This window comes from Brucella sp. H1_1004, assembly GCF_047308065.1.
Classification (GTDB): Bacteria; Pseudomonadota; Alphaproteobacteria; order Rhizobiales; family Rhizobiaceae; genus Brucella; species Brucella pseudogrignonensis_B.
In genome coordinates, this window is record NZ_JAYKZA010000002.1 from 1,283,653 (window position 1) to 1,302,483 (window position 18,831).

The following is an 18,831-nucleotide window of genomic DNA, read 5'->3' on the forward strand; positions in this document are numbered from 1 at the left end:
CCTAAATGGGAATCGGAGTTCTTCTTCTCGTCATAGCCTGCGGTGTGTTTTCCGTTCTGTTTGCCATATGGGCAACGCGTTCGGTTCTCGCCGCAGATCAGGGCACAGCGCGTATGCAGGAAATTGCTGCTGCAATTCGTGAAGGTGCCGCAGCCTATCTCGCACGACAATATACGACGATTGCGCTGGTTGGCGTCGTTGTTTTTCTTGCAGTCTGGTATCTGCTCTCAATTTCCGCTGCTATAGGCTTTCTCATCGGTGCGATCCTCTCCGGTTTGACAGGCTTTATCGGGATGCATGTTTCTGTTCGTGCGAATGTACGAACCGCGCAAGCTGCATCTCTGAGCCTCGCCGGTGGCCTGGAAATAGCTTTTAAGTCGGGCGCTATCACGGGAATGCTCGTGGCTGGTTTGGCACTGTTGGGCGTGTCGGTTTATTATTTAATCCTGACTGTCTGGCTGGGTTATGCGCCGTCTGATCGTACAGTCATCGATGCGCTTGTGGCGCTCGGTTTTGGTGCGTCGCTGATTTCTATTTTCGCGCGCTTAGGCGGCGGTATCTTTACAAAGGGCGCTGATGTCGGTGGCGATCTTGTTGGCAAGGTCGAGGCAGGCATTCCGGAAGATGATCCACGCAATCCGGCAACCATTGCTGATAATGTCGGCGATAATGTCGGTGACTGCGCGGGCATGGCTGCGGATTTGTTTGAAACCTATGCGGTTACGGTTGTCGCAACAATGGTTCTGGCCGCAATCTTCTTCGCCGGTTCCGGTGTGCTTTCAAGCGTGATGCTTTATCCGCTGGCGATCTGTGGCGTTTCTATCCTTACATCGATTGCCGGGACGTTTTTTGTCAAGCTTGGCGTTAACGGCTCGATCATGGGCGCGCTTTATAAAGGGCTGATCGCAACCGGACTGCTGTCTATTGCAGGTCTGGCCGTCGCCAATACACTGACTGTTGGCTGGGGAGAGGTCGGCACTGTTGCGGGTCAAACAATCACGGGAACCAACCTGTTTATCTGTGGCATCATCGGTTTGATCGTTACCGGCCTGATCGTCGTGATTACTGAATATTATACCGGCACCAACAAACGCCCGGTCAATTCCATTGCGCAGGCATCTGTGACGGGCCATGGCACCAACGTCATTCAGGGCTTGGCGGTGTCGCTGGAATCAACTGCTTTGCCTGCCATCGTGATCGTTGGCGGTATCATAGGCACGTATCAGCTTGCGGGACTGTTCGGAACAGCAATTGCCGTGACAGCTATGCTCGGTATTGCTGGTATGATTGTAGCGCTCGATGCTTTTGGTCCGGTGACGGATAATGCTGGCGGCATTGCCGAAATGGCAGGCCTTGATCCGGAAGTGCGCAAATCAACCGATGCGCTGGATGCCGTTGGAAATACTACGAAGGCGGTTACGAAGGGCTATGCGATTGGTTCTGCGGGTCTCGGTGCACTGGTGCTGTTTGCCGCCTATTCCAATGATTTGTCCTATTTCGCCGCCAATGGACAAACCTATCCCTATTTCGCAGATATGGGGCCAGTATCGTTTGAGCTGTCCAATCCATATGTCGTGGCAGGTCTGATTTTCGGTGGCCTTATTCCCTATCTCTTTGGCGGTATGGCGATGACAGCTGTTGGACGTGCAGGCGGTGCCGTTGTGCAGGAAGTACGCCGTCAGTTTCGCGAAAAGCCGGGCATTATGACTGGCAAAGATCGCCCGGATTATGCGCGTGCAGTTGATCTGCTTACCAAAGCGGCTATCCGTGAAATGATTATTCCATCGCTGCTCCCGGTTCTGGCTCCAATTGTCGTCTATTTTGGTGTTCTGCTCATCTCAGGCTCTAAAGCTGCAGCCTTTGCAGCGCTCGGCGCGTCACTTCTGGGCGTTATCATCAACGGATTGTTTGTGGCCATATCCATGACGTCAGGTGGTGGAGCATGGGATAATGCCAAGAAAAGCTTTGAAGATGGCTTTACAGACGCCGATGGTGTCAAGCATCTGAAAGGTTCGGAAGCACACAAAGCTTCAGTAACGGGCGATACTGTAGGCGATCCTTACAAAGATACCGCTGGTCCTGCCGTTAATCCGGCAATTAAGATCACCAACATTGTGGCACTCTTGCTGCTTGCAGTGCTTGCGCATTCCGCGTGATGTAAAACCAATAAAAAACCCGCCGTAAGGCGGGTTTTTGTGATCGTTTTTGCAGAATTAGTTGTTTCCGCCAGCTGTCATGCCGCCTGGAAGCGACGTTGGGGCTTTCGCAACCCCCTGGATGATCTGGCCAATAAAGGTCTGGTCCTTACCGCCGGTCGGCGTCGTACGGGATACAAAATCAAAGACCTTGCCATCCTGAAGACCATAATTGGCGATATGGTGAACCTTGCCGTCCTTATCGAAGTAAACCGCAAGGATATTGCGATCGACAATTTTCGGCTTCATGAACTGAGCTGCACGGTAGCGCTTCTGCGAAATGTAATAGAACACTTCGTTGTCGAAGGTCGCCGTTGTCGATGGCGTTCCGAGAGCCAGAAGCACTTGCTCACGGCTGGAACCAACCGGAACCGAATCTAGCGCATCCTGATCAAGCACGTAACCCTCTGTGATCGTTTCCGACGGGTTTAGCGTGGACGCGGTGTTGCATCCGGCAAGAGCCGCCGAAAAGAGAATTGCTGTGCCTGCGAGAAGGGCACGCTGTTTGCGTGCGCTTGGGAAAATTCGCTGCAACAAAGACCTCTCCATACATTCTATATCAGCGCGGCACTTTCGCCGTCAGGAGAACTTCGGTAAACCACCTTGCTTCTGGATGCAACAAGTACGGTCGTATACGAATGATTCTTCGACTTTTTCGCCGCAAAAACAAAGCAAATGAGACAATTGTGTTTCGCGTTTACGAGACGATCGTGGCGGCGGCGCGGCAAAAGCGATTTTATTCACAATTTCACGTGCCTGATACACCATTGGGGCGCTATGAAATGCTTTCTGTTCATATTTTCCTTGTCCTTCATCGTATGAAGGGCGAAAATTCGGTGCTGATGCCGCTTGCACAGGACATCGCGGACGAGTTTTTCAAAGATGTCGACCATTCTTTGCGAGAATTGGGAATCGGTGATCAGGGCGTTCCGAAGCGGATGAAGAAGCTGGCACGGATGTTTTACGGCCGCGTCAGTTCTTACGGAACGGCACTGGATAATAATGACGAAGAGGCATTGGCGGCGGCTCTGACAAGAAATATTCAGCCTGATCTCGAATTATGGCCGCATTCTCACCATTTGAGTGCGTATGTGTTCGCGTGCCGGGATTTGCTTGCAAAAACCGATGACAGCGTTTTGGCAGTAGGTGATATTTCCTTTATGAATGTCGACGAGATGGCGCTATCGCCAACTGATACGAATAAAAAGGCTGAGAATAATGAATGATAAACCGGCACTGACTTATCCCGTTCCGGTTCTGCATCTCCCCCACAAGGGTTTGACGGTGAAGGTAGGGACGAATGAAAAGGAAAGAGTGGCATTGGCTGATGAGCACGGCCTTGTTTCGGTCAAGTCTTTCGATGCCGAATTCTTGCTGACGCCCTGGAAAAAGCGTGGCATTCGCATTCGTGGAACGATCAAAGCAGACGTAGTGCAGTCATGTGTGGCAACGCTTGAACCGCTGGATGCAAGGATTGACGAGCAGGTCGATACGATTTTTGTGCCTGAGGATTCCCGCCTCGCTAAAATCCAGCTCGATGAGAGTGGTGAATTGCTGCTCGATGCGGAAGGCGCAGACATTCCAGAGACATTTGTTGGCGATAAAATTGATTTGGGCGCTGTCGCGGAAGAGTTTTTTGAGCTGGCCCTCGATCCTTACCCACGCAAGCCGGGACTGCCAGATGAGTCGGAACCAGTGATTTTTGGTGATCTGAACGATGACGATAAGCCTGATTCGCCTTTCGCCAAGCTATCTGACTGGTCCAAGAAGCCGTGAATTAACGGGTGCTTGATAGAATCTGGTTGTGCATGACCGGAAAAACACTATTTTCGCGGAAAAGCTCTCTGTTTTTAAAAATGCAGATTTGGGGCAAGGGATCGCACAGGATTAATCAAGAGTGATAAAAATTTCGATTGACGCCATGGGCGGTGATTTTGGCCCTGAAGTGGTCATCCCAGGTGCGGCGAAGGCGCTTGAGCGTCATCCTGATATCCGGTTTATTTTCTTTGGTTTGGCCGGACAGGTCGAGCCTGTATTGGCACGTTATCCGAAACTTCAGGCAGCATCCGAGTTCCGCGCCAGTGAAGTGGCGGTCAAAATGGATGATAAGCCGAGCCAGGCGCTTCGCGCTGGTCGCGGCAAGTCTTCTATGTGGCAGGCTATTGAAGCCGTAAAAACTGGCGATGCAGATGTATGTGTCTCTGCGGGCAATACCGGCGCGCTGATGGCTATGTCAAAATTTTGCCTGCGTATGCTCTCCGATGTTGAGCGACCTGCGATTGCTGCGATTTGGCCGACCTTTAAGGGCGAATGCATCGTGCTGGATGTCGGCGCGACCATTGGTGCGGATGCGCGCCAATTGGTGGACTATGCAGTGATGGGCGCGGGTATGGCGCGCGCACTCTTTGAAATTCGTAAGCCGACTGTTGGGCTTCTGAATGTCGGCACCGAAGAAGTTAAAGGCCTCGACGAAGTAAAACAAGCAGCGCAGATTCTGCGCGATATGCCGCTTGATGGCTTGCAGTATAAAGGTTTTGTCGAAGGAAACGACATTGGCAATGGTGCCGTTGACGTGGTGGTCACCGAAGGTTTTACGGGCAATATTGCGCTCAAGACCGCTGAAGGCACTGCTCGGCAAATGGGTACGTTGCTGCGTCAGGCCATGAGCCGCACACTTCTTTCAAAAATCGGCTATATCTTCGCTAAGGGCGCATTTGATCGCATTCGCGAAAAAATGGACCCGAACAAGGTCAATGGTGGCGTATTGCTCGGCATGAGCGGCGTTGTTATCAAAAGCCATGGGAGCGCAACTGCTGAAGGTTTCTGTTCAGCGATCGAAGTTGGCTATGACATGGTTCGCAACAAGCTGCTCGAAAAAATCGAAGTCGATCTGGCGCATTTCCACCACAGTCATCCGCAAACTGCGTCGAATGATGGTAGCGAAAGCACAAAATAATAATATGCCTCACTAGGGGGCACGAATTCTGACCGGCAGAAAAGCCTGCTACGGTCACGCAGGACAGGAAAAATAACGATGATAAGATCTGTCGTAAGAGGTATTGGTTCGGCATTGCCTGAGCGGATCATGAAGAACTCCGACTTCGAGGGTGTGGTTGAAACCTCCGACGAATGGATTGTTCAGCGCACAGGCATCCGCCAGCGTCATATTGCGGGTGAGGGCGAAACAACTGTATCGCTCGGTGCAGCAGCAGCGCGCGCGGCACTTGAAAATGCGGGTATCGAGGCGTCGGATATTGATCTCGTACTCGTGGCAACATCGACGCCGAACCATACATTTCCAGCCAGTGCTGTTGAAATTCAGCGCGAGCTGGGAATTACTACTGGCTTTGCGTTTGATTTGCAGGCCGTTTGCAGTGGCTTCATTTATGCCATAACCACGGCGGATCTTTATATCCGCGGCGGTCTGGCGAAGCGTGTTCTGGTTATTGGCGCAGAAACATTCTCGCGTATTCTCGATTGGAATGATCGCACGACCTGTGTGCTGTTCGGTGACGGTGCAGGCGCACTTGTGCTTGAGTCGGCAGAAGGCAAAGGTCTGACGTCAGATCGCGGTATTCTGACAGCGAATCTCCGCTCGGATGGCAACCACAAAGAAAAGCTTTTTGTTGATGGCGGACCATCGACCACGCAAACAGTCGGTCATCTTCGCATGGAAGGCCGTGAAGTTTTCAAACATGCTGTGGGCATGATCACGGATGTGATTGAAGCTTCTTTTGCCGAAACCGGGCTGACAGCTGAGGATATTGATTGGTTTGTGCCACATCAGGCCAACAAGCGTATCATCGACGCTTCCGCTAAAAAACTGAATATCGCCGAGGAAAAGGTGGTTATCACCGTGGATCGCCACGGAAATACCTCGGCAGCCTCTGTTCCACTGGCGCTTGCAACGGCAGTTGCAGACGGGCGCATTAAGAAGGGCGACCTTGTTCTTTTGGAAGCTATGGGTGGTGGATTTACATGGGGCGCAGTTCTATTGCGCTGGTAATTAGAAAATTGATAGGCCGTGAGGAAACTCGCGGCTTGACCGAACCACTTTTATTTGTGTAACCTCCTGTCACTTAAGGATATTATCTGTTCAAACACTAACCAGGCAGGTTCGGTTATGGGAGGTAAGACGGTCACACGTGCTGATCTGGCAGAGGCTGTTTATCGTAAGGTAGGCCTGTCCAGAACAGAATCGGCGGCTCTGGTCGAGATGATCCTCGATGAGGTCTGTGACGCTATCGTAAACGGGGAAACCGTGAAACTGTCGTCCTTTGCGACATTTCAGGTCCGTGACAAGAATGAACGTATCGGCCGTAATCCGAAGACGGGTGAAGAAGTTCCAATTCTTCCGCGCCGCGTGATGACATTCAAGGCTTCCAACGTTCTGAAGCAGCGCATTTTGCAAGAACATCAGAAGCGCAGCGCAAAAAGCGCTAAGTAAAAATTCAGATCAGTTTGCATTAGAGCAGTTTCATGAGTTCAGCCGCCCGTTTCGATGGGCGGCTTTTTTGTTTCACCATTGTAGCGAGGTGAGACTTTCTACTATCAACAATCTAATTGCGTATTTCCTGTTATTCTGAAGAGGTGCTTATCAGTTCCTGATATTATATATTCCTCATTAACGCTGAGTCGGGACGCTAATATGAGACACCGAGAAATAGGGGCTTTTCGTCGGTTTTTTTTATGATAAACGCCGTTGGATTATTGTGATATTATGGCTCGTACTGATTGAAGTACTGATTGCCATTTGAACTATCTGGACTGGCAGGGGAGGCCTTAAGGCTAACCAAACCACTGGAAAGGCAAGCAGATGGATAAAAGCCCTGACGCATTCAGGACGATTAGCGAAGTTGCAGAGGATCTTGATCTTCCGCAGCATGTTCTGCGTTTTTGGGAAACGCGTTTTACCCAGATTAAGCCTATGAAGCGTGGCGGTGGGCGCCGCTATTATCGCCCGCTGGATGTTGAACTGCTTAAAGGTATTCGGCATCTGCTTTATGATCAGGGTTATACGATCAAAGGCGTGCAGCGCCTTCTGCGCGAAAATAATGCACAGTTCATCATTGCTCTCGGTAACGGTGATGTACAAGCTATCGATGCGATTACGCGCCAGAAGCAGGCAGCCGCTGAAAAGCAAGCGATGGAAAATGCCGCTGATAATGAAATGGCATTACCGAACGGCATTAAAGCGCCGCAACCAGCGCGCAAACTTTTTGGCCTCTTGAAAGGCGAAGAAGACGGCCCGATTGGTGCTGACGGTAAGCGGGCCTCTAAAGACAATAGAAGTCTTTTGCAGGAAGCGCTATTTGACCTTCTTGAATGCAAGCGACTTCTGGATCAGGTTCGCTGATATCGAATAAAAAAGGGAGGCATTTGCCTCCCTTTTTATGTTTTATGTCGATGACAATTTTAGTCCGATTATGCCTGCAAGGATAAGCATCACACTTGCGATACGGAAAAAGCTCGCTGTTTCACCAAGAATGAAAATTCCCACCAGAAACGCACCAACGGCACCAATCCCGGTCCAGACGGCGTAAACAGTGCCCAACGGAAGGGTTCGCATTGCAATAGAAAGCAGTGCGAAACTACCGATCATTGTCACAATGGTAATGACGCTGGGGGTGAGGATCGAAAATCCCTCAGATTTTTTCATGAAGTAGGCCCATATGACTTCGAGGCCACCAGCTATTGCCAGATAAATCCATGCCATTTTATTTTGCTCCTTGGATATGGGCCGTCCCATGATTGAAATAACGAAAGGTTGTCCTTTCGAGATAAAGTTTCATTTTAATGGGAAGGATGTTGCTCAGCATTGTGAAAACATAAACTTGGATCACTGCCATCAACAATTCACGCTGGCCGGAATTTTCGCGAGTTGTTTGCGAAACAAAGTCGTGGAGCATTTCGGCTGGAGATTGCAGACGCTCAGGCACAACTATACTGCGACGTGAAGCAATAAACAAAAAACCTGCTGCAACCATGATAGTCAGCATCATAAAGAGTGCAGAATTTTTTAAAACGATCTGTTGACCACCCAGTGTGCCAAGCTCGACAATAGGTTTGATCGCTAATTGTTCTATAGGTCCAGCCACGGAACAGCCCTTAAATGGGGCCGTCCCCTATGCGAACACAGACGCGGGTCGTCCCGCGTACGCTTCAGATAGCTATGTTTTCTGCGGCAGACAAGTGTGGTGTCATCCGCGCTCTACGAAAACTTGATCATGCTGCACTGGATCGACCCGCCATTTACGCTATTCTAACGGGCACCTAACAATTTGGAGACTGCCCAATGGCACTTTCACGACGAAATTTTATTGTCGCTGCTTCCGCCGTAAGCGGTGGAATGGCTTTGGCCCCCTTCAAAAGTGATGAAGCAAAAGCACAAAATACGTTGTCCAAAATTGAGAACCCAGGTTTTCATCGCTTCCAGTTTGGTGATTTTGAAATAACGACGCTTTCAGACGGGCGACGGGCGGGCGAGGCACCCGAGAAAACCTATGCCGTAAATCAAGATCCAAAGGATGTTGCAGCGCTTCTCGAAGAAAATCTTCTGCCGACAGATCGCTTTGTAAACAGCTTCACTCCGGTTCTGATCAATACTGGTACTGAACTTGTCTTGTTCGATACCGGGATGGGGGCAGGCGCTCGTGAAGCAGGGCAGGGCAAGCTTATCAGCGCACTCGAGGCTTCGGGCTATAAGGCGGACGATGTATCGCTCGTTGTACTCAGCCATTTCCACCCTGATCATATTGGTGGGCTTATGGAAGACGGTAAGCCTGCTTTTGCCAATGCGCGTTATGCTGCTGGGCAGAAAGAATACGAGTTCTGGACAGATCCAGCACGGCTTGAAACTCCCGCCAAAGGTGTTGCGCAACTTGTCGATAAGAACGTCAAGCCTTTTGCCGAAAAGATAACCTTTATCGATGATGGTAAGGATGTTTTATCTGGCATTCAGGCTGTCGGAGCCTATGGCCACACGCCGGGGCATTTGGGTTTCCGCGTTGAATCGGGTGGAAAGTCGCTAATGCTCATTTCCGATACAGCTAATCACTCAGTTATCACGCTGCAGCACCCAGACTGGCATGTTTCCTTTGATATTGACAAGGAAATGGCGGCTGAAACCCGTAAGCGCATGTTCGATATGATTGCGACGGATAAACTTCCATTTATTGGCTATCACATGCCGTTTCCATCGCTTGCATATTTGCAACGCGATGGTGAAGGCTATCGCTATGTGCCTGAAACTTATCAAATACGAACGACGTAACTCAAAGCTGGATTGCGTCTCAACGTTCACAATTTTCTATTCCAGAGAAATGAAAACCTGCCGATAAAACAAATGACTAGGGCATTTTATCGCCTTGGACTTTAGCTTATTTGCATGGATATGACGAGATATACTCCCGTTGCCCAAACTATTTTTGTTAAGTGAAGCCACCAAGTAGTTAACAGGTTTTAAATTGGGTTTTAACTCAATTGGGCCTTTATTGAAGCGCATTTTTTACATGCGGGGACAAGTGCTGAGCATCTTTCGTGTCAGTATCTTACTCAGGAGGAATTGTCGTGAAAACAATACTCGCTTCGCTTGCAATAGTGGGATTTACATCTTTAGCTGCATTAGCCGCTGAACCCGCCATGATAGGCGGGGCTTTGCCGGGGAAAATGCTCGTGAATCCTAAAGGAATGACGCTTTACACCTTTGATAAGGATATGTCGGGCAAATCAGCATGTGATGCAAAGTGTCTGAAGATGTGGCCTGCATTTTATGCGGAAAAATCCGCGAAGCCTGAAGGCGATTTTTCAATCGTTAAAGCCAGTGACGGTAAAAATATGTGGGCCTACAAGGGTAAGCCACTTTATTTTTATCATGGCGATAAAAAGCCGGGTGATATGTCCGGTGATGGCAAAGGCGGTGTTTGGCATATTGTAAAATAGTTATGCTCGAACTTAAGTCCTTGTGTGATGAAGCGACCTTCGGGTCGCTTCTGTTTTAAGTGCGTGGCATGAATAGAATGATGCAAGTCCCTGCCAACGCAACAGTCGCACCAATAATGTCCCAGCGGTCAGGGCGCATTCCTTCAGCTGCCCATATCCATAAAATGGAAGCAACGATATAAATACCCCCGTAAGCCGCATAAGCGCGTCCGGCGGCGTCGCTTTCGATCAGTGTGAGTAGATAAGCAAACAAGGCAAGGCAGATAACGCCGGGAATAAGCCATAGGGGAGATTTATCGAGCTTAAGCCATGCCCAAAAGCAAAAGCATCCTGCAATTTCAAACAAGGCTGCGGCGGTATAAATCAGGAGTTGCACTGTAGGTCTCTGTAGGGCTGATGATTTTTTAACTGGTATTTATATTCTAGCCCTGCACAGCCCCATATAATTCCGAACAATAAATAAAAGTGCCGCCAGTGATCGATGTCGATCACGTTGCTGATAAGCGCGTGACCGAGATAGGTCGCATAGGCACAAAGTAAATAAGGTTGCCACGGGCGATTTCTAAATAGAAGTTTGAAACCAATTGCCAATGATAAGACGGTGAGCGTGATGAAACTCACAAAGCCGATCCAGCCGTATTCGAGAACAGCTTTCAGCCATGTATTATGAGTATCCTCGCCAAATAAAGGTGCGAATTCGAGCGGCCCAATTCCCAAAGGATGTTCGGTAGCGAGCCACATGCCAAGCCAGTGCCGCGCGAACCGCCCAAGACGCTCGCTATCATAACTCTGTTCAAGCTGAGCACGTTCAAAGAAGAATGTTCTGACGTCTGGAATTTGCAGCAGCAGCAAGATTGCAAAGATGATCATTACAACAGCGAGGGTGCCGATAACTACCAGCCGCAATCGAAGCTTGTTGCTTTCGCTTTGAAGAAACAGAACCGCAAAAATGCAAAGAAAGGAGAGGGGAGCCATTGCCCATGCGGCGCGCGAGAATGACACGAGAATACCAAGCGTCAGGAAGCAGCAGAGTGGGATATATGTCAACAGATCACGAGGATTACCGCGCATGATACGATATAGGCACCATGAAAATGGCAGTATCAAAAAAGGTGCGTAAACATTGGGGTCCTGAAAAGCACCCTTTGCGCGGCCATAACGCGTGAAGATGTCGGCCCCCGGAAAGAGGTTGAGATAGCCTGCAATGCCAAGTGCTGACGAAATGAATGCAACCAGAAGATAGGCATTGAAGATTGTGTTTAGCCGTCGATAGTCTGCTTCAATGATTGCGGCATAGAACACCGCTGTGAAAGCCAGAAACAGCGAAACAGCAATATAGAGTGGTGCATTTTTCGTATCGGCCATTTGCATGACCGATAACATGCCACCAAAATTAAAAGCTGTCAGAAGAGCCAATAGAACCATGCTGGTGCGCGTCAGTCGCATTCCGAAAAGCAGGGCTACCGAAATAAGCCCGACCATATAGATTTCATAAGGCGCTGGCTCGCTCATTACGAAGCCGAGCAGAAAAACACCTAAGCCAATGCCGAAATTACTGATTATCCTGTTGAGCGCACGTTTGCCTGCAACGCTATGTGCAGGCAACAGACGACGCGTTTCTGAAACGCCGCCGGAGCTATGTGCGAGCGAACTCAATAAGCGTTTTCCGTATTCAGGAGCCGAACTGGCGTGAGGAAGAGTATTTTAAGATCAAACCAAAGCGACCAGTTTTCAATATAATAGAGATCATATTCGGTGCGCATGCGGATTTTGTCGTCATTATCGATTTCACCGCGCCAGCCATTGATCTGTGCCCATCCGGTGACGCCCGGTTTGACGCGATGGCGTGCAAAATAGCCATCAACAACCTCATTATAGAGGACATTGTGCGAGTGCGCTGCAATTGCATGTGGGCGAGGACCGACAAGTGACAGTGAACCCGTCAACGAATTGAAAAACTGCGGTAGCTCATCAATAGAAGCTTTGCGAATGAAGCGGCCGACTTTCGTCACGCGCGGATCATTTTTCGTCACTGCGTTGCGTGCTGTCGGATCATTCTGGTCGGTATACATCGAGCGGAACTTCCAGACATTGATGACTTCGTTGTTAAAGCCATGGCGCTTTTGCTTGAACAGAACGGGGCCTTTGCTATCGAGTTTGATGGCAATCGCAGTTGCCAACATGATCGGCGAGAGCAAGACGATACCGAGCAGACTGAAGACAATATCGAAAATGCGTTTAGCGACTGAATCCCAGTCATTGATTGGTTTATCAAAAATGTCGAGCATAGGCACCGTGCCGATGTATGAGTAGGCACGTGGGCGGAAACGAAGGTGACTGTTGACCGCAGACAAACGAATATCGACTGGCAATACCCAGAGCTTGTTGAGGATCGTCAGAATACGTTCTTCCGCACTGATCGGCAGTGAGACGATCAGCATGTCGATGCGTGCAATGCGTGCAAACTCGATCAGCTCTTTGATATTTCCGAGCTTAGGATAACCGGCAACGATCGGAGGCGATCGCTTGTCATCGCGGTCATCGAAGATACCGCAAATGCGAATGTCGTTATCAGATTGTTGTTCCAGCGAGCGGATCAAGGCTTCAGCATTTGGTCCGCCGCCCACAATGACCGCGCGGCGCTCTAAAATGCCATTGCGTGCCCAGCGGCGTATTCTCCAGGACACAAACAATCTTGATATGATTAGGATAATCAGGCCGCTTAAAGCCCAGATCAAAAACCAGGCGCGCGAAAAGTCAGATGAAACCTTGAGCAAGAAGCCTGTGACAGCAACGGCACCGAGCACCGTTGCCCAACTGATGATGACTCGTTTGAGATGACGGCTTGGGCTGCGCAGGATGTTAATTTGATAGCCATTGTTGATTTCCATCAACAGCACAAACAGGCCGCCGCCAACGAGCATGATGAGGAAGTAATAAACAAGATGCGGCGTCTGAAAGCTGACATAATACGATAGGCTTACTGCGCCTGTCAGAAAGACAATACCAAACTCAATCAGGCGAATGACACCGCTCAGCATGCTTGGCGATAGGTTGTCACGGGCATACTGCGCAGCCATCTGGCGCGCCATAGGGTTTAACTCGATGTGTTCTTTGTGTTTGGAACTATTCGTGCCGCTGACATTGTTTCCTTCTGTTTCGACTGGAGAAGGCGTATCGTTATCCCGCACGGTTTTACCCCTAATAATCAAAGTGCCAGACTATCTTAATGGCAAATCCTAAGGAAATTCTGATTAAAAGATGCTGATGGCAAAGAGATTGTCAGGAACGTGCCTCACGGTAAATCAATTCTATAGATTGTGCCATTGCATGTAGGCTAAATCGCTCGTGCAAGCGCGCTGCGTCAGGCATGGAAGCTCGAAAAATATTTTCATCGTTGAGAACTGATAGAAGCTTATCTTTGAGATGGGTTACGTCAGGTCGCATGAGTGCAGTGCTAGCTTTGCCGAAGATTTCTGGTATTCCACCAACATTGCTGGCGATGACCGGCTTGCCTGCGGCGAGAGCCTCAAGAACGATATAGGGAAACGCTTCGGCACGCGACGGTATGACCATAATGCGACCGAGTGGAAACGCTTCGCGCGCGGCCAATCCGGGTAGAAAACGGATCTGGTCATTGAGACCGAGGTCGTTGGCGAGTGCGACAAAATCCTGCTTTTCGGCCCCATCACCGATCATAGTGAGTGTCAGGCGCTTTCCATGATTGTCCCGGAGTTCGGCAAGCGCCCGGATCAGCAGGTCTGGACCTTTCAAATCGCGCATGGTGCCGACAAAAAGCAGATCGGTCGCGTTATCAGCTAGGGGCGTATGAACAAACTCGGCATCCGCCAAGCCATTATAGATGACCGCATGAAGATCATATGGCCTGCCGACCTTGTCTTCATAGGTTCGCTTCTCGAAGTTGGAAACGAACAGGATGGCATCGCTGAGCGGTGCCAGCATTTTTTCGGCCAGAAAAACGACACTACCTTTGCGCGTTTTTCGGTCAAAATGCAGGCTGCCGCCATGCGGTGAATAGATACGGGCTACGCGAGACTTAAAAACCCGTAAGACTGAACCGAACAGACGCGCATAAACGCCGCCTTTGGCGCCATGTCCGTGTAATATGTCCGGCTGCAATTTCTTAATAATGCGATAGGCTTTGTATGCTGCTCTGACGTCGCCAAAGCCGATATGCCTTTGCATTGTAATGCGATGAATCCCAAGCGATAGCTGAGGCCGTAATTCTTCGAGAAGTGCATCCTCACGCGGTCCGCCGGTTGTGGCGTCACAAAGGATCCCGACTTCGTGCCCATTGGCAGCCTGAACGCGGATGAGATCGCGGACATGACGGAAAAGACCGCCCGTCGGCTCCCGAAAACAATGGACAATCCGTAAGGGAGCCATGTTCTTTTCATCTGACATTGATCGCCATCAGAACAGACGTTCGCGCACATAAACCGTGTCGCCCGGCAAAATCGGATCAGAAATCAGAACGCGGCCTGTGATAACTTTGTCGTTAATTGTTCGCGTAACATCGACATTTTCCTGATTGGCGCGTGGGCTGAAACCACCAGCCGCAGCAATTGCTTTCTGCACGGTCATGCCGGGAACATAGGAATACTGGCCTGCACCACCGACTTCGCCCATGATGAAGATCGGGCGATAGCGATCCACTTCAACACTTACGTCAGGATCGCGCAAATAGCCGCCGCGAAGCTTGGACGCGATTGCACCTTCAAGCTGTTTAACGGTTTTGCCGCTGGCCGGAACACTGCCGATGAGTGGAAATGCAATATAGCCGGATTGATCGACGGAGTAACTGTTGGTGAGGCTTGCCTGTTCAAACACTGTAATGCGTACACGATCGCCCGCATTGAGCAAATAGGGCTCGTTAAGCGCGGCATGAAAAGCGTCAGGAGCAGGGCGATAGCTGGAGCATGCGGAAAGCGTCATTGCCGCAAGGCCGAGCGCAACAAAAGCCAAACGGCTTATGCGCTTTTTATGAGTTTTCTGCATAGTCATCTTCGCCTCGGTCTCTTCCGAAAAGCCTTGCCAAATTCAGCTATTCAGATGCGAACACCCAAATGTTGATAGACGATGTTATCGATTGATTAAGGTTAATGGCTGGTAAAGAACGCGAGTTCTTATGAAAAATCTTTCCCGGTACATGAAGTTACGAATGGTATGCAATTTAACCCTCTGGTTACCTTGTTCGTTTACCATTCTAAATGAAATTGGGATTGAAGCCGTTAGAAGGCGAGGGTGGTTGATCAGAAACCGCACATGCTGAGTATCGGACGGAGTGTCGGATGTCTGAAGTCGATAGTCAGCCGGGTGACGCTGATATTGATATTGGTGCACTTTTTACGAGCTTGCGCCGTAACTGGCTTTTGATTTTGGGTGGCGCTGCCATTATGGCGGTGCTGGCTTGGCTTCTTTGTTTGCTGATTACTCCTGATTATCGTGCAGAAACCCGCATTCTGATTGAAACGCGTGAATCCGTTTTTACACGTCCTAACGGTGAAACCACAGCTGAACGCCCATTGATGGATCCGGAGGGCGTGAGAAGTCAGGTCGAGGTTATGACTTCTGGCGATCTGCTCAAGCAGGTCTCCGATAAGCTGAAGCTGACAGAGAATCCGGCATTTACCTCAATAAATATAAAGCCCTGGACGCGTGTCTTGATTCTCCTTGGCATGCGCAACAATCCTGAAAACCTGACACCGCAAGAACTCGTACTTCAAAAGCTGCGTCAGAATTTGCAAGTTTTTAACGTTACCGGTTCCCGCGTGATTGTTGTGCAATATACATCGCCCGACGCGCGGGAAGCGGCAGACATAGCAAATGCAGTTGCTGACGCCTACATCGCGTTACAAGAAGCTGCAAAACTCCAGTCGAATGACGATGCGACTGGCTGGCTTGCGCCAGAAATTGAAGATTTACGCGGTAAGGTTCGAGAATCTGAAAAGAAGGTTGCTGATTACCGCGCCTCACAAGGGCTTTTGACCGGGCAGGCAAATAGCACTATTGCAACTCAGCAGCTTTCAGAGGTTGCGTCGGAGCTTTCACGTGTTCGGGCAAGCCGTGCAGCGTCAGAAGCGCGAGCGCAAAGCGTTCGGCAAGCACTGTCGGCAGGTATTTCTGTTGATACTTTGCCCGATGTTGTCGCTTCGGGAATGATGCAGCGACTTGCGGAGCGTCGCATTGAACTTAATTCGCAGATTGCTGACTTGTCGGTAACGCTGCTTGAAGGCCACCCACGCATCAAAGCTCTGCGTTCACAGCTTGCTGACCTTGACCGGCAGATTGCTGCCGAGGGCAGCAAGTTGCTGACAAGCCTCAACAATGAGGTGAATGCTGCGAAACTGCGTGAGGTAGAACTCAATCGCGAACTTAATCGCGTGAAGGCGCAAGCAGCGCAGGCTGGTACGCAAGAGGTTGAACTGCGTGCGCTTGAGCGTGAAGCGACAGCACAGCGGCAGCTTCTGGAAACCTATCTGACCCGTTATCGCGAAGCTGCCTCGCGCACAGATCGCAATTATGTGCCAGCAGATGCACGGATATTCTCGCGTGCTGATGCACCCAGTGAGCCTTATTATCCAAAGGTACTGCCAATCGTCAGCGCAACCTTTGTTGCGGGATTGCTCTTCTTTTCGATCTTCTTGTTGTTGCGTGAACTGTTCAGTGGTCGTGCTTTCATAACAGCGGATGGAAGGCGATATGCCGCCGCAGAAGAGATTGAAATGCCAGTGATCGAGGCTACGACGGATATGGCCTTTGAACAGCCTTCAGAAGAGGAGGTTTCGTCTGAAGGTCGGTCTGCAAGTCGCTGGACGTCGCCGTTTATGTCGGGCGCTCCGATCAGTTCGGAAGAAAATGAGACACAAGTTCCAGATAGTCCCAATAGCGTAAAAAGCGTTGCTGATCGTGTTATAAATGGAAAGTTGAAGCGCGTGATTGCGGTTTCACCAGAGGGAGACGAAGCCTCTGCATCGACGGTGCGATTGGTCCGTGAACTGGCAGATAGGGGTAAGCGCGCAATCCTTATCGATATGACTGCCCACGGCACTCTTGGTCAGGCTATGCTTGAAAGTAGCAACGATACGGGTATCACCGAGCTTCTCTCTGGCGAGCGTCGTTTCAACGATGTTATCCATACAGACCATTTTTCGCAGGCGCATGTCATGCCGCTTGGTAAGGTAGAGCCTGAGAGCGCGATGCGTTCGGCTGAACGCTTGCCTTATATTCTGGATGCGCTGGAAACCGTCTATGACTTTGTTGTGGTCGAGTGCGGCCCTTCTACGTCACGTCAGATACGGCGCATTGCGGACGGTCTGGCTGCAATCGTTATGAATATCGTTGACCCCGACGATAATGGCGTGGTTGCAGCAGCGCTCGATATGGATCAGGGCGGCTATGAAGACGTTATTATTCTAATGGAAAAGCCCGAAGATGCGCTCGTCTGATTTCGATTCCTAATTAGAGGCTTAGCGCCTCACGGTGAATCAAATTCGCAACTGCTTAAATTAAATAATCAGCGTCCCGCAACTTTGCTTCGCAAACGTTTTACCAACTGCCACAGGCGCGGGTTTCCCTTGATCTTTGCAGCCAGCTTTTTCCGAGCGGATTGCAATACTGTAAAGGCCCGCCCTTTTAATGTGAGTGGAATAATGGTGTCGTACACGCAAGCCTCGATATCGCACCATTCACGCTTATAAGGTTCATCACCAATACCAAAACTGTAATGTGATAAGCCTGTATCACAAATACCCTTAATATCTTCGAAGAATAGAAATTCGCCGGGGCTGGCTGTTACCAGTTCATCGTCAGCAATCGCGTTGAACTCAACTGTTGGGCCGTTTTCTGAAAATACTTTGCCGATAATCGAGCGAGTTTTGCCATCGACCTCAAGGGCTTTAAGCTCGAACTCTCTTTTGTCACGGCCAATGGCATTTCCAAAAAGCTCTTTGAAAAAAGCCTGAATGGCAGAATCTGCAAAAGGGTTATTGATACCCATTTGCCGGAAACGATGTGCCTTAAGCGTAAAGAAGATATCGAGTATCTGGTCAGACTCACCACGGCTGCCGGGCGTATAGATGCGCCACCCACCATTTTCGTTGTAACGACGTTCGTGTTGCCGATGCTTTTTCAGTTTGCGCTTGGCATTGCCATGCTTGAGAACTGCGTCGAAGCCCAAATCAAGCGATGCTGTCAGCACCGGATTATGGTTTTTCTCACTTTTCAGAAGCAGCAGTGGATTAGAAAATCCCGAGAGTGAAGGCAATTGTCTCGTGAGACTGATAACATCTGTCTCAGGCTTTGCATCGCCAATTGCGACAACCAGAGCATCGACACTGGCATCGTCTATCGTGTGTGCCAGAGAACGATTGAGCCATGGGAAGTTGCAATTTGCGTGGGTGCCACCGGGATAACGCAGAATATGCGTGCCACTGACAATAACGGGTTCAAGCGGCGCCATTAAAACCGGAACATCGCCCATGCACAACACTGCAACAAAACTATCCGTATTAACGTGATCGCGCCATGTGTTGATCCAGTCGAAAGATTGCGCATTACCGTATAATGCATCGCATGACGACCATAGCGCACAAAGCTCTGCATAATCCGCTATGATATGCGGCGTAAGACAGGCTTTTGCATTGTCGGTCACGTCAATACGCCTCGGTCAACG

19 protein-coding genes are annotated in these 18,831 nt (G+C 50.0%); 10 read left to right on the forward strand and 9 right to left on the reverse strand.

From position 1 onward, the window contains the following. The first annotated feature begins 5 nt into the window (after window positions 1-5). Complete coding sequence (locus U2P60_RS13460; protein ID WP_313828319.1) at window positions 6-2,156, forward strand: sodium-translocating pyrophosphatase; 2,151 nt, start codon at window positions 6-8, stop codon at window positions 2,154-2,156. Window positions 2,157-2,213: 57 nt separating this feature from the next. Here U2P60_RS13460 and U2P60_RS13465 read toward each other — a convergent pair whose 3' ends face one another. Continuing rightward, entirely contained in the window at window positions 2,214-2,732 is a 519-nt protein-coding gene (locus U2P60_RS13465; RefSeq protein ID WP_250039610.1) for an outer membrane protein assembly factor BamE, read from the reverse strand. Between the two features lie 101 nt (window positions 2,733-2,833). Here U2P60_RS13465 and U2P60_RS13470 point away from each other — a divergent pair, with 101 nt between their 5' ends. From U2P60_RS13470 to U2P60_RS13495, 6 genes are all read left to right on the forward strand, one after another. After that, complete coding sequence (locus tag U2P60_RS13470) at window positions 2,834-3,421, forward strand: ubiquinol-cytochrome C chaperone family protein (protein ID WP_413573798.1); 588 nt, start codon at window positions 2,834-2,836, stop codon at window positions 3,419-3,421. Beyond that, on the forward strand, window positions 3,414-3,971 hold the full coding sequence (locus U2P60_RS13475) for a YceD family protein (protein WP_413572999.1): 558 nt from the start codon (window positions 3,414-3,416) through the stop codon (window positions 3,969-3,971). Before U2P60_RS13470 ends, U2P60_RS13475 begins: the two co-directional genes overlap by 8 nt. 121 nt (window positions 3,972-4,092) lie before the next feature. After that, window positions 4,093-5,151 (forward strand): phosphate acyltransferase PlsX, encoded by a 1,059-nt coding sequence (plsX, locus tag U2P60_RS13480; RefSeq protein WP_413573000.1) that lies wholly within the window; start codon window positions 4,093-4,095, stop codon window positions 5,149-5,151. Between the two features lie 78 nt (window positions 5,152-5,229). Continuing rightward, window positions 5,230-6,201, forward strand: coding sequence for a beta-ketoacyl-ACP synthase III (locus U2P60_RS13485; protein WP_413573001.1), 972 nt, complete (start codon window positions 5,230-5,232; stop codon window positions 6,199-6,201). 117 nt (window positions 6,202-6,318) lie between these two features. Continuing rightward, window positions 6,319-6,642: an integration host factor subunit alpha gene (locus U2P60_RS13490; RefSeq protein WP_187545449.1), complete on the forward strand. Its 324-nt coding sequence runs from the start codon at window positions 6,319-6,321 to the stop codon at window positions 6,640-6,642. Between the two features lie 369 nt (window positions 6,643-7,011). Continuing rightward, complete coding sequence (locus tag U2P60_RS13495) at window positions 7,012-7,551, forward strand: MerR family transcriptional regulator (protein ID WP_250039617.1); 540 nt, start codon at window positions 7,012-7,014, stop codon at window positions 7,549-7,551. Between the two features lie 42 nt (window positions 7,552-7,593). On the opposite strand, the gene sugE is transcribed toward U2P60_RS13495, so the two are convergent. Next, the gene (sugE, locus tag U2P60_RS13500; RefSeq protein WP_413573002.1) at window positions 7,594-7,911 is read right to left on the reverse strand and encodes a quaternary ammonium compound efflux SMR transporter SugE; all 318 of its coding nucleotides are present in this window, start codon (window positions 7,909-7,911) and stop codon (window positions 7,594-7,596) included. 1 nt (window position 7,912) lies between these two features. Continuing rightward, window positions 7,913-8,293 (reverse strand): hypothetical protein, encoded by a 381-nt coding sequence (locus tag U2P60_RS13505; RefSeq protein WP_413573003.1) that lies wholly within the window; start codon window positions 8,291-8,293, stop codon window positions 7,913-7,915. A 197-nt stretch (window positions 8,294-8,490) separates the two neighbouring features. On the opposite strand from U2P60_RS13505, the gene U2P60_RS13510 reads away from it, so the two are divergent. Further along, window positions 8,491-9,468: an MBL fold metallo-hydrolase gene (locus tag U2P60_RS13510; RefSeq protein WP_413573004.1), complete on the forward strand. Its 978-nt coding sequence runs from the start codon at window positions 8,491-8,493 to the stop codon at window positions 9,466-9,468. Between the two features lie 296 nt (window positions 9,469-9,764). Continuing rightward, the gene (locus U2P60_RS13515) at window positions 9,765-10,136 is read left to right on the forward strand and encodes a hypothetical protein (protein WP_413573005.1); all 372 of its coding nucleotides are present in this window, start codon (window positions 9,765-9,767) and stop codon (window positions 10,134-10,136) included. 55 nt (window positions 10,137-10,191) lie between these two features. Here the strand turns inward: U2P60_RS13515 and U2P60_RS13520 are convergent, their stop codons facing one another. The 5 genes from U2P60_RS13520 to U2P60_RS13540 all read right to left on the reverse strand — a co-directional run bounded on the left by U2P60_RS13520 (window position 10,192) and on the right by U2P60_RS13540 (window position 15,155). Beyond that, window positions 10,192-10,512, reverse strand: coding sequence for a YnfA family protein (locus tag U2P60_RS13520; RefSeq protein WP_413573006.1), 321 nt, complete (start codon window positions 10,510-10,512; stop codon window positions 10,192-10,194). Continuing rightward, the gene (locus U2P60_RS13525; protein WP_413573007.1) at window positions 10,500-11,792 is read right to left on the reverse strand and encodes an O-antigen ligase family protein; all 1,293 of its coding nucleotides are present in this window, start codon (window positions 11,790-11,792) and stop codon (window positions 10,500-10,502) included. The genes U2P60_RS13520 and U2P60_RS13525 overlap by 13 nt, the downstream gene beginning before the upstream one ends. Further along, window positions 11,789-13,327 (reverse strand): undecaprenyl-phosphate glucose phosphotransferase, encoded by a 1,539-nt coding sequence (locus tag U2P60_RS13530; protein WP_413573008.1) that lies wholly within the window; start codon window positions 13,325-13,327, stop codon window positions 11,789-11,791. Before U2P60_RS13530 ends, U2P60_RS13525 begins: the two co-directional genes overlap by 4 nt. Window positions 13,328-13,418: 91 nt before the next feature. Beyond that, entirely contained in the window at window positions 13,419-14,561 is a 1,143-nt protein-coding gene (locus U2P60_RS13535) for a glycosyltransferase (protein WP_413573009.1), read from the reverse strand. 9 nt (window positions 14,562-14,570) lie between these two features. Further along, the gene (locus tag U2P60_RS13540; protein WP_313828331.1) at window positions 14,571-15,155 is read right to left on the reverse strand and encodes a polysaccharide biosynthesis/export family protein; all 585 of its coding nucleotides are present in this window, start codon (window positions 15,153-15,155) and stop codon (window positions 14,571-14,573) included. Window positions 15,156-15,448: 293 nt separating this feature from the next. On the opposite strand from U2P60_RS13540, the gene U2P60_RS13545 reads away from it, so the two are divergent. Continuing rightward, entirely contained in the window at window positions 15,449-17,605 is a 2,157-nt protein-coding gene (locus U2P60_RS13545; RefSeq protein WP_413573010.1) for a GumC family protein, read from the forward strand. Window positions 17,606-17,673: 68 nt separating this feature from the next. Here the strand turns inward: U2P60_RS13545 and U2P60_RS13550 are convergent, their stop codons facing one another. Beyond that, window positions 17,674-18,810 carry a GNAT family N-acetyltransferase gene (locus tag U2P60_RS13550; protein ID WP_413573011.1) on the reverse strand — a complete coding sequence of 379 codons (1,137 nt, stop codon included), beginning with the start codon at window positions 18,808-18,810 and terminating at the stop codon, window positions 17,674-17,676. Between the last annotated feature and the right edge of the window lie 21 nt (window positions 18,811-18,831).

What these genes read in the sequence shown, in the direction of transcription:
- U2P60_RS13510 (WP_413573004.1), top strand. Translation starts at nt 8,491, where the DNA reads ATGGCACTTTCACGACGAAATTTTATTGTCGCTGCTTCCGCCGTAAGC.
- U2P60_RS13475 (WP_413572999.1), top strand. Translation starts at nt 3,414, where the DNA reads ATGAATGATAAACCGGCACTGACTTATCCCGTTCCGGTTCTGCATCTC.
- U2P60_RS13485 (WP_413573001.1), top strand. Translation starts at nt 5,230, where the DNA reads ATGATAAGATCTGTCGTAAGAGGTATTGGTTCGGCATTGCCTGAGCGG.
- U2P60_RS13490 (WP_187545449.1), top strand. Translation starts at nt 6,319, where the DNA reads ATGGGAGGTAAGACGGTCACACGTGCTGATCTGGCAGAGGCTGTTTAT.
- U2P60_RS13470 (WP_413573798.1), top strand. Translation starts at nt 2,834, where the DNA reads ATGATTCTTCGACTTTTTCGCCGCAAAAACAAAGCAAATGAGACAATT.
- U2P60_RS13495 (WP_250039617.1), top strand. Translation starts at nt 7,012, where the DNA reads ATGGATAAAAGCCCTGACGCATTCAGGACGATTAGCGAAGTTGCAGAG.
- U2P60_RS13460 (WP_313828319.1), top strand. Translation starts at nt 6, where the DNA reads ATGGGAATCGGAGTTCTTCTTCTCGTCATAGCCTGCGGTGTGTTTTCC.
- U2P60_RS13535 (WP_413573009.1), bottom strand. Translation starts at nt 14,561, where the DNA reads ATGTCAGATGAAAAGAACATGGCTCCCTTACGGATTGTCCATTGTTTT.
- sugE (WP_413573002.1), bottom strand. Translation starts at nt 7,911, where the DNA reads ATGGCATGGATTTATCTGGCAATAGCTGGTGGCCTCGAAGTCATATGG.
- U2P60_RS13540 (WP_313828331.1), bottom strand. Translation starts at nt 15,155, where the DNA reads ATGCAGAAAACTCATAAAAAGCGCATAAGCCGTTTGGCTTTTGTTGCG.
- U2P60_RS13545 (WP_413573010.1), top strand. Translation starts at nt 15,449, where the DNA reads ATGTCTGAAGTCGATAGTCAGCCGGGTGACGCTGATATTGATATTGGT.